The 21,337-nt window shown below is 39.3% G+C and carries 16 protein-coding genes; 5 read left to right on the forward strand and 11 right to left on the reverse strand.

Going from position 1 to position 21,337, the window contains the following annotated elements:
- Positions 1-62: 62 nt before the first annotated feature.
- From KO561_RS15960 to KO561_RS15990, 8 genes are all read right to left on the reverse strand, one after another.
- Entirely contained in the window at positions 63-329 is a 267-nt protein-coding gene (locus KO561_RS15960; protein WP_231094261.1) for a hypothetical protein, read from the reverse strand.
- A gap of 234 nt (positions 330-563) precedes the next feature.
- Positions 564-5,681, reverse strand: a complete 5,118-nt coding sequence (locus tag KO561_RS15965) for a GH92 family glycosyl hydrolase (protein WP_231094262.1) — start codon at positions 5,679-5,681, stop codon at positions 564-566.
- Positions 5,682-6,336: 655 nt separating this feature from the next.
- Positions 6,337-7,395: a lactonase family protein gene (locus KO561_RS15970; protein WP_231094263.1), complete on the reverse strand. Its 1,059-nt coding sequence runs from the start codon at positions 7,393-7,395 to the stop codon at positions 6,337-6,339.
- Positions 7,396-7,423: 28 nt separating this feature from the next.
- Positions 7,424-7,921, reverse strand: a complete 498-nt coding sequence (locus KO561_RS20505) for a hypothetical protein (protein WP_331000798.1) — start codon at positions 7,919-7,921, stop codon at positions 7,424-7,426.
- A complete protein-coding gene (locus KO561_RS15975) occupies positions 7,896-9,329 on the reverse strand; it encodes a beta-N-acetylhexosaminidase (RefSeq protein ID WP_331000799.1) in 1,434 nt (477 codons plus the stop codon). The genes KO561_RS20505 and KO561_RS15975 overlap by 26 nt, the downstream gene beginning before the upstream one ends.
- 202 nt (positions 9,330-9,531) lie before the next feature.
- Positions 9,532-10,416 carry a carbohydrate ABC transporter permease gene (locus KO561_RS15980; RefSeq protein WP_231094264.1) on the reverse strand — a complete coding sequence of 295 codons (885 nt, stop codon included), beginning with the start codon at positions 10,414-10,416 and terminating at the stop codon, positions 9,532-9,534.
- A 23-nt stretch (positions 10,417-10,439) separates the two neighbouring features.
- On the reverse strand, positions 10,440-11,303 hold the full coding sequence (locus tag KO561_RS15985) for a carbohydrate ABC transporter permease (protein WP_231094265.1): 864 nt from the start codon (positions 11,301-11,303) through the stop codon (positions 10,440-10,442).
- Positions 11,304-11,394: 91 nt separating this feature from the next.
- On the reverse strand, positions 11,395-12,675 hold the full coding sequence (locus KO561_RS15990; RefSeq protein WP_231094266.1) for an ABC transporter substrate-binding protein: 1,281 nt from the start codon (positions 12,673-12,675) through the stop codon (positions 11,395-11,397).
- 497 nt (positions 12,676-13,172) lie between these two features.
- Between KO561_RS15990 and KO561_RS15995 the strand changes: the two genes are divergently transcribed.
- The 5 genes from KO561_RS15995 to KO561_RS16015 are packed head-to-tail and all read left to right on the forward strand — an operon-like array spanning position 13,173 to position 17,847.
- Positions 13,173-14,273 (forward strand): amidohydrolase/deacetylase family metallohydrolase, encoded by a 1,101-nt coding sequence (locus KO561_RS15995; protein ID WP_231094267.1) that lies wholly within the window; start codon positions 13,173-13,175, stop codon positions 14,271-14,273.
- Entirely contained in the window at positions 14,251-15,360 is a 1,110-nt protein-coding gene (locus KO561_RS16000) for a DgaE family pyridoxal phosphate-dependent ammonia lyase (protein ID WP_231094268.1), read from the forward strand. Before KO561_RS15995 ends, KO561_RS16000 begins: the two co-directional genes overlap by 23 nt.
- Positions 15,357-16,115, forward strand: coding sequence for a 2-dehydro-3-deoxy-phosphogluconate aldolase (gene dagF / locus KO561_RS16005; RefSeq protein ID WP_231094269.1), 759 nt, complete (start codon positions 15,357-15,359; stop codon positions 16,113-16,115). Before KO561_RS16000 ends, dagF begins: the two co-directional genes overlap by 4 nt.
- Positions 16,105-17,121: a sugar kinase gene (locus KO561_RS16010; protein ID WP_231097202.1), complete on the forward strand. Its 1,017-nt coding sequence runs from the start codon at positions 16,105-16,107 to the stop codon at positions 17,119-17,121. The genes dagF and KO561_RS16010 overlap by 11 nt, the downstream gene beginning before the upstream one ends.
- 9 nt (positions 17,122-17,130) lie before the next feature.
- Complete coding sequence (locus KO561_RS16015) at positions 17,131-17,847, forward strand: GntR family transcriptional regulator (RefSeq protein ID WP_231094270.1); 717 nt, start codon at positions 17,131-17,133, stop codon at positions 17,845-17,847.
- 282 nt (positions 17,848-18,129) lie between these two features.
- On the opposite strand, the gene KO561_RS16020 is transcribed toward KO561_RS16015, so the two are convergent.
- Genes KO561_RS16020 through KO561_RS16030 form a run of 3 tightly spaced genes read right to left on the reverse strand, consistent with a single transcriptional unit; the run spans position 18,130 to position 21,160 of the window.
- Complete coding sequence (locus tag KO561_RS16020) at positions 18,130-19,494, reverse strand: FAD-dependent oxidoreductase (protein ID WP_231094271.1); 1,365 nt, start codon at positions 19,492-19,494, stop codon at positions 18,130-18,132.
- 15 nt (positions 19,495-19,509) lie between these two features.
- A complete protein-coding gene (locus KO561_RS16025) occupies positions 19,510-20,343 on the reverse strand; it encodes a carbohydrate ABC transporter permease (protein ID WP_231094272.1) in 834 nt (277 codons plus the stop codon).
- Positions 20,333-21,160 carry a carbohydrate ABC transporter permease gene (locus tag KO561_RS16030; protein WP_231097203.1) on the reverse strand — a complete coding sequence of 276 codons (828 nt, stop codon included), beginning with the start codon at positions 21,158-21,160 and terminating at the stop codon, positions 20,333-20,335. Before KO561_RS16030 ends, KO561_RS16025 begins: the two co-directional genes overlap by 11 nt.
- Between the last annotated feature and the right edge of the window lie 177 nt (positions 21,161-21,337).

Raw genomic sequence — 21,337 nt, forward strand, 5'->3', positions numbered from 1 at the left:
TCCATAGTCTAACATATCTATGATCATATGAGAAAAGAAAAAATCGGGTCCGCACCCGATTTTTATTCTTCGATATAACCACCATTCTCTTCTATAATCGCTAGGGCTCGGTTGGAGTCTTCTTCTGCAACTTCAAAAAGTACTTTATAAGGATCATGCTCACTCTCATCATTTCCTGCATGCATTACTTCTCTTAATGTATCTAGGATTCCTGTGTGATCTTCGGGAACTTGCTCCACTGTTAAGTTCTCGACTTTTAGAGCTTGTAGCTTAGCTTGAACATCCACTGCATCATTTTCAGTCTGGAAAAAAGCAGATAGCTTGTCCATGATTAACACCTCCTAGTGTTCTTATCTGTACTATTACCGAATTATCCAATTTTAAACGTTACGTTTCTGTCTTCATGGTTACAATGCTGTAACAGTTCTTTCATTTATAACTTAAATTTCTAGCAGAATTCGTTCATGCATACTGAGCTTACTCTGATCCAACATACTTATTTTAAATACAAATACATTCATACGCATAAGAAATCCCACTACCAATGGCAGTGGGATTCTCACCTATTCTATTGTATTGTCATTCATAAGATTCACAACTTCTTCTGGCTGCAATGCTTGTTTAAATATACGAACCTCATCAACTGCTCCGCGCATTTGTAACGCTTCCGGATTCCATGGAGCGCCTCCAATAATAAGGGGCTCATCATTGTTTAAAATAGGGACAGATCCAGCAGAAATATTGGCTACTTCTTCTCCATTAATATAGGCAATAAGACGGTCATCCTTCTTAAAGGTAAGGGCTAAATGTACCCATTCTTGAGAAGGAATCTCTCCTTCATTAAAGGATAGTCTTGGTCCACCTTCCGTCCATATTTCTGGATAGATACCGCCATCAACTGCTAATAGATATCCATTCCCGATGGAAGTCTTTCCTATAATTTTTTGATCCTGCTGAGCATCATCTAATTTTAACCATGTTGCAATCGATAGTTCGTCTCCTCCATTAAGAAACTCCGAATTTGGGACCTCAATCCAGCCGCCATCAAGTCTGATTGCTTTCCCGAACTTACCTTCAACGATTTCAGTATTGCCGTTTAGAACACCGTTTTGTTCATAAGGAGATTGATCACTTGCATCCTCTTCATCAAAGGACATTGATAGAACTGGTTTATCAATGTGTAAAACCTTCAAAGTACCTATTTGATCATTCACTTGTACTTCATGAATCCCTAATGGCAAGCCGGAGACCGTGAACGTAACCGTTTGAGTCTCTTCAGGAGCCAAAGCGATCGTTTTGACTTCTTTCTGCTCTCCATTAATGGATAAGGTAATTTCCTTCTCGCCTTCAGACATTCCTACATTTTGAATATCCACGGAAACTGTAGCGTCCTGACCCGGTGCGATAGCAGGAATGTTTAACGAACTCAATTCAAAGATAGGAACTTGATATACTTCTTCTCGATACTTCCACTTCCCTTTACCAGGTATAGTGTCTTTATTAGCCTGAAGGATATACCCTTTTAAAGCTGTCATATCTGCTTCTAGTTGTGATTGTGCTTTGTTTGAAACTTTCTTAGCTTTTTTAAGGTGCTTAAGGAAATCTTCTGCCTTTTTAGCTGCCTGCGTATAATGATTCTTTTCAAGCTGGTGCTCTACTTGATTCATTTCTTTCTGCAGTTTTTTCATATCATGCTTAGAAACATCGCCAGACTCATGAAAATCCTTAAGAGTTCCCTCTATCGTTTTCAACTTGTTCTTCACATCTCCAAAACCGAGGAACTCTACTTCAGCTAATGCAATTTGATTAGCACCTTGATTGTCCTTAAATTGAATTCGATAGTATTGATAGTCTCCGGGGTTATCGATCGTAAATGGCTGGGTATAGCTTCTCCATTTAAAGGATACATTTTCTTCACGGTCTAGTAATGTCCACCGCTTCCCATCATTTGAACCGATTACTTCCCAGCTTTTCGGATCTTGTTCTTTCTTCTCACCTGAAGTTAACGTGTACATCATCGCCCGCTTCGCTTTGGAATCAAATTTATATTGAACCCATGCCTTTTCTTTCGAGAGTGATAAGGTGGTGTCAGACGTGTTATCAAACCAGGCTTTTGCTACACCTTGATCACTATGATGCGCTTGGCCTTTTCCATCATCCGTTAAATCAGATAGAGGATCAAGTTCTAAGGAAGTACCATTCGTATCTATATCTGTTAGGGAAGTTGGTAATGCCTTTTCTGATGTTCCCCATTTGGATGGTTTTGCACCCATTTCAAATTCTAATGTCGCACCATTTGCCAAAAGCTCGTGCGAGATAGATGTTTTGTCGTACTGTTTCCCGTTCACTTTCAAGCTTTGAACGTATTTATTTTCTTTGCTTACGTTTGGTGCTTTAATCACAATGTCCTTCCCATTTTCTAGATGAATCGTCATCTTCTCAAAATGTGGTGCCCCAATTGCATAGTTTGGTGATCCCATTTGCAATGGATAGAAGCCAGCCGCACTGAAAATATACCATGCAGACATTTCACCGTTGTCCTCATCTCCAGCATAGCCTTGCCCGATTTCACTACCAAGATAGAGACGGGACATAATTTCGCTAATTTTTTCTTGCGTTTTCCACGGTTGGCCTGCGTAATTGTACATGTACGCGATGTGATGTGATGGCTGATTACTATGGCCATACATGCCCATACGCACGTCCCTAGCCTCTCTCATCTCATGGATTACGCCTCCGTAGTGACCTGGATGATGGGCTGTTTCAGGAGTCGAGAAAAATTCGTCTAGCTTTTCTGCAAATGCTTCACGGCTTCCGTATAGATTGGCTAGCCCCTGTCCGTCTTGCGGGACATGAAAAGCCATATTCCAGGCATTCGTTTCTGTATAATCTCCACCCCATTCCCGAGGATCAAACGCTTCAGCAGTTGTTCTCCATTCTCCATTTGCATTTTTTCCAATAAAGAATTCTGCCTCTGGATGGAACATATTCACATAGTTCTGTGCTCGATTTAAATAGTAATTATATTCTGTTTCGTATCGTGTCTTTTCGGCACCTTTACTTTTCTCGGCTAACTCTTTGGCGATATTGGAAATCGCAAAGTCATTAATATAGCCATCTAAGGCCCAAGACATCCCTTCCCCAGTCGATGTACTTGTATAACCATCGAAAATGGAGGTTGTTAATCCTTTTCGACCAACACTAGCATCGTCACTCGCTACAGCTCCATTTTTTAGAGCGGATTCGTAGAAAGCGTCCACATCAAAATTTGTGACTCCTTTTAAATACGCGTCTGCAAAGGCAACATCCGAACTCGTTCCTACCATGAGGTTGGCGTAGCCTGGTGAAGACCAACGGGAAATCCAGCCGCCATCCTTATATTGTTGAACGAACCCATCAATCATTTCCCCAGCATGCGTAGGAGTGAGAAGGCTATATGCCGGCCATGTCGTACGATACGTATCCCAGAAACCGTTATTCACGTATGGTTTCCCATTTACGATCTTTGCTCCCGTTTCAGTCGCTGTATTTTCACCGGCCGCTGGAGAAAATGGACTTGCATACTTGTAAACTGGATTTTCTTCTGTTCCTGTATTTTCGTAAGCCATGTTTGGATACAGGAACAAGCGATACATATTGGAGTAAAGGGTCGTTAACTCATCTTTCGAAGCACCTTCTACTTCAATAGTCTTTAGCTTTTCATTCCAAAGCTTTTTCGCTTCGTCTTTTACTTGTTCAAAGCTGCTATCACTTGGAATATCCTGCTCGAGATTCTTCTTGGCCTGTTCCACACTAATCAGGGAAGTCGCGATTCTCATTGCAACAGTTTGATCTTCTGCATCGAATCCCATATAACCAGATACATGATCCCTACCTTCCCCAGTCAGCATGGTGCTTTCCGTTACAGGGGCGTCAAAGGTTGCATACACGAACATTCTTGTCGCACCAGCAGATAAACCACTACGAACATCGGTGTATCCAGTTAGGGATTGATCTTCTGGATTTAAGGTTAAGCCACCATTATTATTTACATTGTCAAAAATGAGTTTATGGTCCGCATCATTGAAATGAAACTTAAACATCGCTGCACGATTAGTCGGTGCTATTTCCGTTTGGATTCCATTTTCAAACTTCACACTATAATAATATGGTTTGGCTATTTCGTTTGAATGCTGGAATGCGAGTGCTCGTTCATTTCGATCTGCAGAAGGCTTTCCTTCTACTTGGGATGGCATGATCTGAAAGGTTTGTCTATCTCCCATCCATGGACTCGTTTCATGACTTAAGGCAAACGCTTCAAGCTCTGGTTGGTTTTCATCGTTGTTAGATTGCTGATAAGAATATAACCAACTTGTAGATCCTGCATCTGTGACCGGTGTCCAGAAATTAAATCCATGCGGAACCGCTACAGCAGGGAAATTGTTCCCTCTAGAAAAAGTGCCATTGGAGTTTGTCCCACGCAATATATCTACATAATCAACTGGGCTAGAAGGAGCTTCTTCTGAAGGATTCCCGTCTATTTTCAAGTCATCAATACTACCACGGAACACCCCAGGACCTTTTGGATTATCATAAGCTACAAGTATTCGATCTATCGTCTTCCCATCAGCTACTTGTCCAATGTTCGAAACCTTGTAATTCCATTGATTCACATAAAGTGTTTTCGATTTCCCCTGAGCTTGTGGGTTAAGCTCCACCCCATGCTGATCAAGGGGTTCAAGCTCACTTAGGTACGTACCATCTGTAAAAGCTAGATCAATAGAAACAAATGTACTAGAATAATCGAGTTGCTCTTGATCGGCAAATTCTGGGTGAATCAAATAAGAAAGCTGAGTTTCAGAGGTTACATCAACATTTACGTCATAAATTTTATTATAGGAATAGCCACGATCCTCTACCGTTTGTTGCCCTTGATAGAATAAAGCCTTCGTTCCGGTCCACCCTACATTTGTTTTGGCGGTGTAGCTACTGGTAGGTCCATCACCAATATATGTTTTCATATTAGAAGGCTCTGGTGGAGGTGCGTCTATTCCATTAGATACAGCAATTTCTCCTAGCTGGGTTAATCCAGCACCTCCATTCTTACTTATTTCTAAGCGATAGTATCGGTACTTTTTATCATTATCCATTTCATAAAGTTTTCTTTCGTATCTTTCTGCGAAAGATTGATTATCTTGCTCATCTAGTTTTGTCCACTCATTCTTATCATTCGATCCGTAAAGCTCCCAAGCCTCTGGATCTCTTTCTGGATAGTCATTAGCAGATGTTAGAGCATATTTTACGATATTCACTTCTTCTTCAAAGGAAAATTCAATTCTGGCTGTAGGTTCAAAAGCGAGCCACTTCGTTTGAGGATTGCGATCTACTAGATTTGTAGTAATTTCGTTTGGTGGGTTTTCTGCACTTGCTGTAATACCTTCCACTAGATGGGTAATGTCCCCTTGTATGCCGTCGTACGGAACATTTCCAATGACTCCACTTTCTTTTTCGTTCCCTTCTGCATCTAGCTCTACCTCATTTTCCCATGTGAGAGGAGCATCTTCCTTTTCGAATGAGGAATAAAAATTAGTCTCCGTATTTTCTTCTGCAGAAATTGGTACCGCCTGCGTTGGTAAAAGGGATATAGGCAAAAGCAAACATAACATGGTCGACATCCGCTTCGTAAAAGTCTTCCTTTTCATAGTTCCCCTCCTATTTTAGGTTGATCGACTAGAAATTCCACCTCCGTTTAACATGAATTTTGAAATCGCTTTCAATTTAATTTGAAGTATATTAGAAGATACTTCTTAAAACAATTATAAAAAGTCAAAACAGGCGGAAAGTAGGATGGGATTTTTGTTAGAACACATCTTTCATACTAAACTTTCGACAATAATCAACTCGGTGAATATAGGTAAATAGTCCACTGGATGGAAGGGAAACATTTTCGTAAATAAGTAGGAAAAGAAAGCTTCTAGGACAATAAATTGTTCTTAGCAATTGATATAGTTTACTAAGGAGAAACTAATGATAAGAGGTTTTTGGAGGGTATTGGAGCAAACAAGTTAGCGATCTAAAAAGGGATGGCTTGGATCTAAGAAAGGCTTATGAAATAAAGGGATGTTTCCGGGAATAAAACGTTAGCAGAATAAGAGAATCGATACTTAGTATGGATAAAAAAACAAGACAGGAAAGAACACTTAATTGGAGTAGACCTTTCAGATCATAATTTGTTCATGGACATTGGAGAGCGACGAGATCAGCTTCCAGCATGAGCGAACACTATAACTCTTATACAAAATCTTTCTACTAATAATCTCATAACATAAAAAAGGAGTGGATTATTTCCACCCCTTTTCAACGCCCTTTAACCGGCATAACTTTTAAACAAACAGGTCTATGAACAGAATAGACCTGTTCTGTCGCTCTAGGTATGCCCTCTTCATCTATTTTCATCACAACAATGGAATCTGAATGCTCATTAGCTACAAGTAAGTACTCAGCGTTCGGGACAATCGCAAAGTTACGCGGCCATTCCCCCATTGTAGGAGTTTGCTGTAAACTGCTTAATCTCCCATCCCCAAGAATCTTATAGGTTGCGATACTATGATGTCCACGATTAGAAGCATATAAATAGGAACCTGTTGGGGAGAGGTGGATATCTGCACCGTAATTGTCTTCTTTAAAGTCATCCGGAATTGTCTCTATCTGCTGAACTAGTTCTAGCGTCTCGATTGCATCATCATAGGAATAAACCGAGATGCTAGAGTTAAATTCGTTCACAACATAAATGTTCTGTAGTTCTGGATGGATCGCAAAGTGTCTTGGACCAGAACCTGTCACTGCCGCAACCTCCACAACTAATTCGAGAGTTGATGTATCGCGATTAAATTGATACAAATAAAGACCATCGAATCCTAAATCTGTGACTAAGAACTTGTTTGTATTCGGAATGGGCGCAATGGAATGAGGATGCGATAGCTTTTCCTTTTCATTCTCAGCATTATAGCTTTTTCGATCTGCTATGGGAAATAAGACTCCATCCTCACTCAAAGCATGTGCGACAACACTTCCTCCGCCGTAATTTGCAGTAAATAACCACTGCTCACCCTTATCCAAACTAACAAAACAAGGTGAGGATCCATCGGTAGATTGGCGATTTATTTCCGTCAGAGTAGCCTCCTTAATGTCCACGTCATAACATACAACTTCGCCATTATCCACCTCACTGACAGCGTAAAGACGATTCTGCCCATGATTGACGGCAAGAAACGACGGGCTTGCGATGCCTGACGTTGAAGTAACCTTCTTTAAGCTACCATTTTTTGAATCAAATAAAAGGAGTTGAATGGCATCTTCTCCCTCGCCCCCATAAGTTCCAACAAAAACATGGTAATATCTTTGGTTTATGGTCATGCTAAGCTTTATCCCTCCCCAAAACCAACTAATAGATAGGTAATACGTGAAAGAACACATTTGGTGATGCAATCCGGTAGTAATAGCTACACCATCCCAAGCCTGTTGAGTTTTCAACACCTTCATTAAAGTACAACCGCTCTTCTTCTAATTCTTCTATGCTCTCTACTCGTCCCTCTATATAATCATTCAATCTATAGATAGCTGTATCTAATCGGGTTAATAAACCTCCATATCGAATATCGATCACTTCCCAGCCGAACGGTTTATGCATATGGAGCCACTGCTTCCGATGTGCTTTACGCAAATCTTCAACCCTTTTTATAATGGTTGGAATTTCCTTATTTTTGATGCTTTTAAGCACTTCCTTGTTTTCCTTATCATAAGCTTCCTTTAATTTCAGACCTATTTCCGATTTTATACTTAATACCGCGGACAGCTTTTCTGGCACTTCCAAAATATAATCAAGGGAACGGTCGGAGTTTCTAATCCTTTTAATTTTAGACTCTCTCCGAGTAATGCCCATGTAAATCTAAGCCTTCAATATGTTTATCAAATAAGCCGATTAACACATCTTGCCACAATAAAAATTTGGATGGATTGGTTTGAACCATATTGCCAGGTTCAACCCCTGGGGTCTCATCCAATTCATTTAATAAAAGGAATGTCTCTTCCGCCATTCCTGTACAAAACTTCACTCGCTCACGTAACTTTTCTTTATCTAACTCCTTAGAATAAGCATGCTCCGCATACATTTGTAACCCTAAAAGTGCGGTAAAAAAATTATTTTCATAGCCATCGTCTCCCCATAAGGTTACAAAGACATCTTGGATTCCTTCTTTTTTACATGCATTTAAAGCGGCATCACTTGTTCTGAGCGATAGACCATAATTCGTTGCGAACGTATTCCAAACCCAAATCCCGCCCGCAAATGCTGGTACCTTCCCAAACGTTTTATGCTTCTGAATCATCTTGTGATAATCCTCTTCATCCGTATGGAAATAATCCCAATACATGAGTTGTACGTCTTTTGGAGTATTTTCAACAATATGTTCCGGTATTTCGGTCGACATATTATAGTGATCATCACCGCTTTCAGAGGCTAATTTAATAAACATATCACTCCACATCATCGGTTCAAGTCCACGCGCTTTCACAATGTCAAGGACGCGCTTTAGATGAGTAGTCATCAGCTCTAAGCGACTTTTATAACCAAATTTATTTTGATAAATACCTCGTCCAAGCTCTTCTGCCTCATCCATCCCGATATGGATACGCTTACTCCTAAAGGGATCTGTTACGGATGTAATCATATTTTCAATAAAGTCATATGTGTCTTCACTTTCTAAGAGTAAAGCTCCTCTAGTATCCTTTAGATGGGAGGCATTACTCCATTTTAAAAACTCCTCTAAATGAGCAAGTGTTTGAATACATGGAATCAGTTCAATCCCAAATGCATCTGCATAGTCGTCTAACGATTTTAATTCATCATGTGTGTATCTTCCTCGCATGTAGCCGAAGTAAGGTTCATCCTTAATCTGATAAGTATCCTCCATATAAAGCATCGCGGAATTAAAACCCATTAATGCTAGCGTGCGGATCATTTCTTGAAATCTATCAATCTTCATCACTGCGTTTCTCGATAAGTCAAACATGGGCCCAACGGTAGAAAATTGCGGCTCTTCTTTTATAAAAAAGGGTTCCTGCTTTTCAAAATACTCGATAAACAGCCCGAACCCTCTAAAAAAATGTATTCTGTCTTCATAAGCAATTTGTCCCCTACCATTTTCGTATGAAACCTGCACACCGACTCCGTCTTGTTGCTCTACTTTCACAGACAAACCATCTTCAGACAAGGCAAAATCTAAATTTTCCTGCAATGCTTCTATGCCTGGTAAAAGGGAGGAATACTCCCCTTCAAGTTTTATTTTCATGTTCTCCCACCTTTTAGAGGTTGTTAAAAAAGTCCGGTAAAAAGGACACGGCGATTTTCTTCGTTAGCTTGCTTTTCCGGTGCTCACGTATTAACTGCATACGCTCCGCTCCTCAAAGCTGCGCTGCCTCGAACTTCTTGGTCCTTTTCATCCTCCTTTTTCACGCACTTTTAACGGAATGTAATAGATTTTATAAAGTCTATCAGCCTTTAACAGATCCGGACGTTGCACCTTTTTCGAATGTTTTTTGTGCGAACAGATAGACAATAATGACCGGTATAACAGTCATGGCAATTGCCGCTGTCATTAACCCATAGTCTGTACCATACTGGGAACTAACATTGGATAATAGCACAACAATTGGCGCCACTTTTTCATGGGATACAAGGACAAGTGACGAAAATAAGTCATTATAAGACCACAAGAAAACGAACGTCCCAACCGTAGCAAAAGAAGGCAAGGAGATTGGTAAAAATATTTTCGTGTACATCTTAAGACGACTGCATCCATCCATAAAGGCCGCTTCCTCTAGTTCTTTCGGAATCGTTGCCATATAACTACTAATCACTAGAATAGCGAATGGTAGATTTCCTGCTGTTTGAGGAATAATAAGTGCCCAATACGTATTGACGAGATCCATATTAATCATCATTCTGTACACGGGGACAATCGTAGCAAATGCTGGAATGAGTAAACTTGCTACAAGAAGAGTTTGCAAGACACCTCTGAATCGAAAATTCATTCTGGACATGATAAATGCTGCAAAACCTCCGAAAAACAAAACGAGAAACACGGTTGAGCCAGACATGATGAAACTATTCATATAGCTTTGACCAATATTTACGGTTTCGAAGGCGTTTATATAATTTTGTAAGGTTGGATTGGTCGGAAACTTAAATGTATCCGTAATGATATCCCGAGACTCTTTAAATGAATTCAGTAGAACCCAAGCCAATGGAAATATTGTCGTCATGGACCATGCTGTTAAACAAATGTATATAAATAGCTTTCCGTATTTTGATTTTGTAAAATACCTGTTTTGAAACTTCTCCAAATAAGTAAGTTGGTTCTTGTTACTTTTCGTCAAATCGTGTCACCACCTTTTTTATCCTAATAGGTTATTCCATCGCTCTTTAATAGCTTGTTCGTGATAAACGCTAGCGTAAGCCCTATTACTACCATGAGGACAGCTAAAGTCGCTCCATAGCCAATTGCTGAATCTTCAAAGGCTTTTTGGTACATATACGTCCCTAAAACCTCTGAAGACCGTGCTGGTCCACCACCTGTAATAATATAAACAAGCTCAAAGATTTTCAGGGAACCCGTAATAGCAAGGACTAGACACGTTTTCATATCACTGACTATTAAGGGGAGTGTCAGTTTCGTCATTCTTTGGAAGCCCGTAATCCCCTCGAGCTTTGCTGCTTCGTAATAGTCGTTAGGAATCTTTCCAATGGCGGTTAACAGAATGACAAAGTAAAATCCGACATAGTTCCAAACCGTTGGAATCGCCACCATGTAAAGGGATGACTGCTCGGTTAGCCACAAGATACGCTCAAACCCTAAACTGACTAATATTTCATTTAACAATCCATTTCTATGATTATAAATAAGGGTGAATAGTAGACCGATAGCAGCACCTGAAATAACAATTGGAAAGAAAAAGGTTGTACGGTAAAAGGCCGCTCCATGCTTGATGGAATCAACCATAATAGCTAAGACCAAAGCAATACCGACTTGGAATATAGCTACATACAGCATTAGTTCTAAGGAATTTAACGTGGATCCAATCGCAACTTCATCCTGAAAGAGTCGAATATAGTTTCCAAAACCGATGAAAGTTGAATTGAAAAATCCATCCGTTTTATAAAAGCTTTGTACGACATTTTCAAAGAATGGGTAGTATAAGAACACCCCAGATATTAAAAATGCTGGTGTTAAGAAAAGGAATATATATTTTTTATCACCTTTCATAAGAAGCTCCTTTTTCAAAAATAATGGAAAGTGCTTCGCCGCAGGTTAACGCGGCAAAGCAACTTTTAAATTCATATACTACTTGTTTCTATTATTCTAGTGCTGCAGCTTCTTCCAGAACCTGTGCACCGGTCTTTTCACCAGCAACAACAGAAGGTACACTTTCTCGAATTAATGTAAATGCTTCAGGTAAGATACGGTCGTTGATTGGGGAAGCAACCGAACTTGCATTTTTCACCATGTCATGACCAGTAGCAATATAATCAGGTATATCTGTTAACTCACCCTTTGCTGGAATTTGACCAGTAGCAGCAGCAATGTCGATAATAGTTTCTTCAGATGTTAGGAAGTTGAACAGATCTACTACAGCTTTTTGTTTCTTTTCATCTTCATAAGCCTTTGTACTAATAAACCATCCAGATGAAGCACCACCTACAACATCTCCCGTTTGTCCACCGTCACCATAAACAGGTACTGGAACTACGGAAATATCTTCTGCAATGCCTGATTCTTCAATTTGTCCCCAGAACCAAGAGCCTTCATAAATCATAGCGGCTTGTTCTTGTAAGAAAATACTTTGTGCCATCGCAAGATCAATCGTTGCAGCATCCTCAGGGAAAGCGCCCATTTCAGCATGCTTCGCGATGTTATCGATTCCTTCCGCCCATGCAGGATTTTGGTCTGCTAGTTTAGCTGTGTAATTTTCATTTCCACCGGCAGCTAATGCATAATGCTCGACTACATAATAGGAATCAATTGTAGAAGCAGCTACAGGAATAATATCTGTTTTGGCAAATTCCTTAATTGCTGTTTCATATTCCTCCCAAGTTGTAGGAACCTTTATCCCGTGTTCTTCAAATAGCTTCTTGTTTACAAACAACCCTTCATAGAAACCAGTTTGTGGTGCTGCGTATAAATTCCCATCTTCATTTCTTTGTTGTTCTAGCATGGAGTTGTACCCAGAAAGATCAACACCCTCCGCTTCTTCAAGGTTAACGACTAAGCCTTCATCAATAATTCCTTGTACATCCACCGTGTTAAAGAAAAACATTAGGTCTGGCTCATTGTCTGAACTGAAATCCGTGTTTACCTTTGTTCGAATAGTACCAGCATCTGCTGATTGCGAGTCGTTCACAATGGAAACGTTCTCATTTTCTTCCTGGAATTGTTCTAGTTTTTTCTCAAACACCTCTCCAGCAGGATCTGTACCCGCCATCGTCGTCACAACACGAAGTTCGACTTCTTCTTTCCCTTTTTCTCCACTCTCTTCCCCGTTGGCCTCTGACCCACTATCCGTTCCATTACAAGCTGCAAGGAACAAAATAGAAAGACTCATCAGCAACAACAGAGCACCAAAACTTTTCTTCTTCATTTAATTTCCCCCTTAAAATTTTTATTTGTTATAACATCTAGTTGTCTATACCAATACTAACTAATAAATCAAAAAAGTCAATTATTTTTTCTGGTTTTTTTACTATGTCTCTTATGGAATGACTATCATTAAGCGGAAATCTTAGATGTGAATTGGATGTTTAGAAAGGATGTACACCTCTACAGCGGCAACATATGAACTACTTATGAATGTTGATTCTATGGGGATTTTAAATTCTCAACCTTTTATACATTATAATGTTATAACAACATAATACAATATTAATAACGATTTGTTAAGACAAATTTAAAAACAAATTATTTTAAATGAGGAATAATGCCCCGTTCTTAATTTTAAATTCCTATAAAAACAGCATATTTCAACTCAAAAATGTAATTGTTTATAAACATTATAATGTTATAATGTAAAGAATAGGGTGGAAATTCTAGTTTAATAAGCAAAGAAAGACCATAAATCAATGAAAAAGAGGGAGAAAAGTGAGTGATTGTTATGTATTGCGTAATTTGAGTTTTATTTCTAACCAAAAAATAGACATCATGATTGAAGCCGGAAAAATAGCTGCAATAACTAGTGTGGGGGAGAAAAAAAGGCATCACGTTGTTGATTGTTCAGGTAAATACGTATCAAGTGGTTGGATAGACTTACACGTCCATGCGTTTCCCGAATTCACTCCATACGGCGATGAATTAGACGAAATAGGCGTGAAGCAAGGAGTGACAACTGTAGTTGACGCTGGTAGTTGTGGTGCTGATAGAATGGCAGACTTAATTAAGAGTACTCAGCACAGTAAAACAAACCTCTTTGCTTTTTTAAATATTTCACAAATTGGGTTAGAGCGTATTGATGAATTATCAAATATGAGTTGGGTCAGCGAAGAAAAAATACAGAAGACAGTGGATCAATATAAGGATATTATAGTTGGGTTAAAAGCTAGAATAAGCAGTAGTGTGGTTAAGAATAACGGTGTCAAACCATTGAGGATTGCTAAAGAAATTTCTAATAATCTGTCCTTACCTATAATGGTTCATATTGGTTCTGGGCCACCAAATATACGGGATATCGTCCCTTTGATGCAGGAACACGATATATTAACTCATTACTTACATGCAAAATCTAATAATCTATTTGATTCAGATGGTATGCCGCTTCAAGTGTTAACGGATGCAATTGAACGAGGAATTCATCTGGATGTTGGCCATGGAACGTCTAGCTTCTCCTTTAAAGTTGCCGAAATAGCAAAGGATTTTGGTATAAAATTTAACACCATTAGCACAGACATTTATCGTTATAATCGCCTGAATGGACCCGTATATAGCTTGGCACACGTACTTTCTAAATTTCTTTATCTTGGTTATCCACTAGAAGAAGTGATTGCTGCAGCGACTGTAAATGCGGCAAAATGGCTGAATAGACCAGAATTAGGCCGTATTAAGATAGGAGATCCTGCTAATCTAACTTTGTTTACCGTCGACGATCAGCCCGTGACATTGATAGATTCCGAGGGCGATAAACGGATCGCAAATAGAAGGATTCAGACAAAGGGAGTTGTTGTAAATGGCGAATTCATGGAATGCTAAATATGGATTGAAACGAGTGATTAATGCGAGTGGGAGAATGAGTATTCTTGGAGTATCCACTCCATCAGATTCGGTAATGAATGCTATGAAATATGGAGGGCAGCATTATGTAGAAATGGCTGATTTAGTCGACAAAGGTGGGGAGTATGTCGCAAGTATTCTAGGCTCGGAAGCAGCTGTAATTGTTAATTCCGCATCTAGCGGGATAGCCCTTTCTGTTGCAGCGCTTATAACAAAAGGAAATCGTCGTTTAAGTGAACGTCTACACCAGGAAGAGATTACCCCAAACGATGTTATCATTCTTAAGGGACATAACGTTCAATACGGGGCACCTATCGAAACGATGGTTTATTTAGGCGGTGGTAGATTAGTGGAAGTCGGATATGCAAATGAAGGAAAAGTCGAGCATATAGAAGAATCTATTACTAACAATACGACCGCAATCCTTTATGTTCAATCTCACCATGCGGTACAGAAAAATATGATCTCCGTTGAGGAAGCGTGGGAGATTGCACAACGGAACAATATTCCATTTATCGTCGATGCCGCAGCAGAAGAATACCTTCAAAAATATGTGAGCTTCTCGGATCTTGTAATATATAGCGGGTCAAAAGCTATTGAAGGGCCAACCTCAGGTATTGTTGGTGGGAAACGCAAATACATAGATTGGGTGAAGCAGCAGTTCTACGGAATTGGTAGAAGCATGAAAGTTGGAAAAGAAGTAAGCTTCGGTTTACTGCAAGCTTTAGAAGAATTCGAGACAAGAGAAACCAATTCCGAACAACAAAAGGATTGTTTACACCTCCTAACTCCACTTAATGAACTTGATGGCGTTCAAGTAAAGATCGTTCAAGACGATGCCGGAAGAGACATTTACCGCGCGCGGATCCAAATAGATTCTGATAATGCAAACATGACCGCTAAAGAGGTTGTGACCTCATTGCAAGAGGGGGAAATTGCTATTTACACGCGTGATTATGGGGTAAAGCAAGGATTTTTCGATATTGATCCCCGTCCACTCCAAGGGGATGACCTAAACATTATTGTTTCCCAATTACGTAGTTTATTAGGAGGTAAGGAAGGATGAATCAGATGGCTAAACGGCTTTACAAAGGACGTGTCGCTTTAAATGTTTTAGCAAACTCTATTCAAAATGCGAAAGAAGTATTTGAAGCAGCTGAAGGGTATGTACTAGTAGGGGTTTTATCAAAAAATTATCGCACTGTTGAGGAAGCGGTTCTTGCAATGAAGGAATACGGTAAAGAAATAGATGACGCAGTTTCTATTGGCCTTGGTTCCGGTGATAGTCGGCAGGCTTCCGTAGTAGCAGAAATTGCTGCGCATTATGCCGGGACTCATATAAACCAAGTTTTCCCTTCCGTAGGTGCAACACGTGCTAACTTAGGTGAAAAGGAAAGCTGGATCAATAGTTTAGTCTCTCCTACCGGGAAAGTAGGATATGTCAATATATCGACAGGAGCAATTAGCAGTTCCACAAGAGAAACGGCAGTTGTACATGTTAAAGCAGCAATCTCTCTAGTTCGTGATATGGGTGGAAATGCCTTAAAATATTTTCCGATGAATGGATTAGAATGCGAAAATGAGTTTCGTGCGGTAGCACAGGCATGTGGAGAAGAGCAATTCGCATTGGAGCCAACAGGTGGCATAGACCTAGAAAACTTTGAAGCGATTTTACAGATTGGAATCGATGCTAATGTTCCGATCATGATCCCTCATGTGTACTCCTCGATCATCAATAAACAGACAGGTGAAACAAACATAGAAGATGTGCGTTCTTTACTCCAAATCATGAAAAGGTTGGTGGATAATGTTGAGGAATAGTTTTGCAGCTTTCGGAGAGGTAATGATGCGATTACAAGTACCTGGATATAAATTGTTATCTCAATCTAATCGCTTAAACTATAGTTTTTCTGGTACCGGCGTAAACGTTGCAGCCGCATTGGCACAACTAGGACATACTAGCTACATAGTATCTACACTACCGAACAACGCTATTGGTGACTCTGCAATAAGCTCCCTTCGCAAGCTCGGAATCGACACTACCTTTATTAATCTTGAAGGAGATTATATAGGCATGTACTTTCTAGAAAATGGCTTCGGACCTAGACCAAGTCTTGTTACTTATTCTAATAGACGAGAGAGTAGTTTTAATACAGCCACATACGAAAAATACGACTTTCATGAAGTCACGAAAGCTAGCGATGTTGTTCATTTTTGCGGGATCACACTTGCGATGAATGAGACAGTACGCGAACAAATGAAAACCTTCGCCAAGTTAGCCAAAGAAAACGGTTGTACTATCGTTTTTGATTGTAATTATCGCCCGTCGCTTTGGGGTGTAGACGGCCATCAAAAGGCAAAGGAACATTATGAAGAAATGTTATATCTTGCTGACATTGTAATGATGAATGAAAAGGATGCTCAATATACGCTTGGTATGGTTTCAGAAGAAAAAGAGCGAAAAGGACAACTTTTAGATCTTATTCCTAAAGTAGCCGAAACATATAACATCTCAATCATAGCCGGAACCCACCGTTCTATAAATACGGATGATACCCACACTTTACAAGGCTTTTTATTTAAGGATGATACTTTTTCATTTTCCAAAACATTATCCTTTAGATCCCTAGATAGAATCGGTTCAGGTGATGCTTTTACAAGTGGGATACTACATGGAGAGTGGAAAAAACTCCCTGATCAAGAAACAGTTGATTTTGCTACACATGCAAGTATGCTTGCCCATACAATAGTTGGGGACACTCCTCTATCTTCTGAAATGGATATCGTAAATGTCATGACAAAGGGTATAATGGATGTAGAAAGGTAGGGATTCATTTTGGCAATAACTCGAAAGAAAGGCCCGTTATACACACAAATTAAAAATATATTGAAGGATAGAATTTTACATGGTGTCTATCCTATTCATTCTAATATACCTTCCGAACCACAACTTGAAGAAGAGTTCGGAGTGAGTAAAATAACGGTACGAAAAGCCGTAGAGGAATTAGTACAAGAAGGACTACTAGAGAAAAAAAGTGGAAAGGGCACAAAGGTGATTCAAAATACTTCCGCATCAAGAATCTCTCGCGGTAAATTTTTCACAGAATTCTTAGTGGAAAAAGGGCATCAAATCAATAAGAAACTGTTGGAAATAAAGCAAGTACAAACAAAAGAGGACCCGCATTTACAACCATTATTTGACGAAAGTTGCCTATGTATTAGACGTGTATATAACCTTGACGGTACTCCTTATATCCATTTCACTCATTATCTTTCCAATCAATTAGGAACAATTGATAGTCATGATATTCAAGAGCAATCGTTATATGGCTTAATCGAAAAACGAGATATATTCCTTGAAAAGTTTGAGGATTACTTTAATATAGCCACTGCAACCCCAGTTATAGCTAAAGAATTACAAGTAGACACTGGGACACCTCTACTTAAGCGGATGCGATACTCCTATGACGAGATGAATAATCTCATTGAATACAGTGAGGGGTACTATAATACGGAACTTCATGATTACGTGAAGACGGAAGTACAGAAATAAGTATGAAGTTATTTTGAAGCTTTAAAATAGTAACAACCTATGATATTGGTAAAACCAAATCCCCAAAAAACAAATAGTATAGATAGAACGGCTCATAGAAGATTATGAGTCGTTTTTGTTCATTGAATGCACCTATAAAAAATACAGATCCGTTTATCATTAAACTCTAAAATGGGCTTAACACAACAAATAGCAGGAATACCAAATTTCTTGGACTCCTGCTAAATTTATTTACTCTACTAAACACTATTACCACCTATATACCAATAAAAAAATGGGCTACTAATCTAGTATTGCTCCATTATTTCTCAGTACAGATTGAAGTGTAGAAATAGGCAATTCTCTAGGTTCAACATTTTCCTTTACCGACAAAGCAGCAGCCGTTCCAGCCGCCTCACCCAGAGCTAAACATATCGCCTGAACCCTAAAGGAACCTAGTGCTTCATGTGTAGCGGAAATACATCTCCCAGCTAGCAATAGATTATTCAGTCCAACCGGTAATAAACTTCTATAAGGAATATCATAATGTGTCCCAGGAGGAAGCTTATAGATTTGCGTTTTATCCGAATCTGGGGAATGAATGTCTATCATATAACAAGATTGGGCTATGACATCATCAAACTGCCTTTCTTGTACGATATCATCCTGATTGATTACATAATCGCCCATAATCCTTCTCGTTTCCCTAATACCAAGTTGCGGTGCAGTAGAAACAATTTGAGCATTTTCAAATCCAGGTACGAATTTTTTCAAAAACGCTATCCCATCCACTACTTGTTCCCTGCCTATAATTTCAGCTTCTGTTAGTTCTTTTGGATCTAATGCACTTTTCCCTTGGATGCGAACAAAGTTGACTCCCACTACATCATTCAGCCAGGGAATCGTGAAGATAGAGGCAACATGGTCACGATTAACTTTCGTTAAGTACCCTTCTTTTTTCGCTTGAACAATTTCCTCATGAAAACCTGTTGCATTTAAATAATTTCGTCCATCGGCTGTTTTCCAATACCCACGTTTTCCCTTTTTATTTAACGCCTCTCCAACCTCCCGTACATGAACATTTCCTAGCATATACATAAGGGATGAAGGTTGGGTCCCCCCATCTTTTTCACGACCTACTTTATAAGAAGCACCCGCTCGTGCCGCTAAGTCTCCATCACCCGTGGCGTCCACAAATCGATTCGCTTTAATAGCTTCTCTTCCAGCCTTACTCTCGACGATAATCGCCTGAATATCTCCGTTTTCTGTAATCGCATCTGTAATCGTAGTGTGACACAAAATTTCCACACCCGCTTCGGTGAGTAATTCAAATGCCAACATTTTGTATAGTTCCGGATTAAAAGGCTCCCATCCCTTTCGTTCCGTCATGATTAGTCCATCGCGTTCATATAACTTTTGGCGTATTTCCTTAAAAATCCCACCAATAATAAATCTTTTTTTATCGTGATACCCATAGGCAAAAGAGGTAACCATACCCGCTGTACCCATTCCTCCTAAAAAGGAATGATGTTCAATTAATATCGTTTTAGCTCCATTACGAGCAGCGCTTAAAGCAGCACCTATTCCAGCAGGTCCACCTCCACATACTACGACATCAACCTCGGCTCGTATTTCTAATTGTTTTGCAGATTCTGTTATTTGACTCAATGGAAAGCTCCTCTCTTATTCTTTTGACCCGCTCATGGCCAGACTTTCTATAAATTGTTGCTGAGCAAAGAAAAATACAATTAAAACAGGCAATGTGGCTAAAACAGAGGCACTCATCAATAAATGCCAAGCCGTTCCTGCTTCATCCGTGAATAAAGATAATCCTACTGGGATTGTCATTAATTCACGAGATTTAATAAAAATAAGGGGCTGTAAAAACTCATCCCAATTTTGTAGGAAAGTAAATATAGTTACTGTTGCTAATGCAGGCTTGGATAATGGCAACATAATCGTCCAAAATATTCTCCATCGAGAACAACCATCCATTCGAGCCGCTTCTTCCAATTCTTTCGGTATTTGTTTAAAAAACTGTCGCATCACGAAGATAGCGAAGGCTCCTCCTGCACCGAATATCGGTAAGATGATCAATGGAACATGTGTGTCGATGAAGCCTAAGTCTCGCATAAGCAAAAATAAAGGAATAATTGTAACTTCTGCCGGAATCATCATGACACTTAGAAACAAAAGGAAAATAAGGCTACTCCCTCGAAATGGAATTCTAGCAAATGCATACCCAGCCATAGACCCTAACAATAACGTTCCAACGGTAACCGCAGCTCCAATATAAATACTATTAAATAGTTGCCTTAAGAAAAAAGAATCAACTAATACTTCAACGTAATTACTAACGTTTATCGGCCAAGGTAGGAACTCAGGTGGAAATACAAATATCTGTGTTGGATCCTTTAAGGAAGTAGATAACATCCATACAAAAGGCATGAGCATCACGACAGAGATAGTGATGAGCATGATATATTTAAACGAAGTAAAGCCAATATTAGTCTTCATTGTACACCCACCTTTTTCGTAACTGCCATTGAATGAGCGTGAATATTAAAATGATAAAAAACAGTATAAACGCTAGGGCCGACGCATAGCCCATTTCGAAGGATTGGAAGGCTTTCTCCCAAATGTAATAGACAAGAACCTTCGTGCTATTCTCTGGACCGCCTCGTGTCATCACATAAATTTGGGCAAAAATTTTCATAGCACCGATGATGGTAATAATCGTTGTAAGAAAAATGGTCGGTGTAATAATTGGTAGCGTGACGTTAAAAAACTGCCTAAACCGATTCGCCCCATCAATTTTTGCGGCCTCATACAATCCTTTAGGAACTAATTGCAATCCCGCTAGGAACAAAATCATATTTAACCCTACATTCTTTAAGACACTAATAAAAATTACGACTGGCATAGCTAAATCTGTATCATACAGCCAAGCCCTGGCTTCCATTCCGAATAATCCTAGGATTTGGTTGATAAATCCATAATCTGTTGCAAACATATATTTCCAAACGATAGCCCATACGACAAGTGATGTAACAACTGGAACAAAAATTGCTGTTCTAAAGAATCCGATTCCAGGCAACTTATCCTTTAAAAGCAGAGCTAATCCTAAAGCTAGACAAATATTTAATGGCACTAAACCACCTGTAAAGATGAAGGTGTTTTTTAAAACCGTCTCAAATTCTGGATCTTGTACAACGGCCTTATAATTATCTATTCCAATAAACTCAGCACTTCCGAGTAATGGCCAATCGGTAAAACTCATATAAAGTGAAAACACGATAGGACCAAACATAAAGATAGTAAAACCAAGAAACATTGGACTTATAAATAACCATCCGGAAAGTGTGTCTGCCGAGGGCAAAAACCTTTTTCTTTTTTTCAATGCTTGAGTGGTATGAACTTTCTTGTAACTTGGTTGGATTGTACCCAATTTCCCACCTCTTTTGACATTTAATAAACCGATCCGGTAATGTTTCACCCTACCTTAGAAAAG

This window comes from Radiobacillus kanasensis (assembly GCF_021049245.1).
GTDB lineage: Bacteria > Bacillota > Bacilli > Bacillales > Amphibacillaceae > Radiobacillus > Radiobacillus kanasensis.

Excerpts from the sequence above, each read along its gene's own strand:
- KO561_RS15960 (WP_231094261.1), bottom strand. The coding sequence starts at position 329 with ATGGACAAGCTATCTGCTTTTTTCCAGACTGAAAATGATGCAGTGGAT.
- KO561_RS15965 (WP_231094262.1), bottom strand. The coding sequence starts at position 5,681 with ATGAAAAGGAAGACTTTTACGAAGCGGATGTCGACCATGTTATGTTTG.
- KO561_RS15970 (WP_231094263.1), bottom strand. The coding sequence starts at position 7,395 with ATGACCATAAACCAAAGATATTACCATGTTTTTGTTGGAACTTATGGG.
- KO561_RS20505 (WP_331000798.1), bottom strand. The coding sequence starts at position 7,921 with ATGGGCATTACTCGGAGAGAGTCTAAAATTAAAAGGATTAGAAACTCC.
- KO561_RS15975 (WP_331000799.1), bottom strand. The coding sequence starts at position 9,329 with ATGAAAATAAAACTTGAAGGGGAGTATTCCTCCCTTTTACCAGGCATA.
- KO561_RS15985 (WP_231094265.1), bottom strand. The coding sequence starts at position 11,303 with ATGAAAGGTGATAAAAAATATATATTCCTTTTCTTAACACCAGCATTT.
- KO561_RS15990 (WP_231094266.1), bottom strand. The coding sequence starts at position 12,675 with ATGAAGAAGAAAAGTTTTGGTGCTCTGTTGTTGCTGATGAGTCTTTCT.
- KO561_RS16000 (WP_231094268.1), top strand. The coding sequence starts at position 14,251 with ATGGCGAATTCATGGAATGCTAAATATGGATTGAAACGAGTGATTAAT.
- dagF (WP_231094269.1), top strand. The coding sequence starts at position 15,357 with ATGAATCAGATGGCTAAACGGCTTTACAAAGGACGTGTCGCTTTAAAT.
- KO561_RS16025 (WP_231094272.1), bottom strand. The coding sequence starts at position 20,343 with ATGAAGACTAATATTGGCTTTACTTCGTTTAAATATATCATGCTCATC.
- KO561_RS16030 (WP_231097203.1), bottom strand. The coding sequence starts at position 21,160 with ATGTTTCTTGGTTTTACTATCTTTATGTTTGGTCCTATCGTGTTTTCA.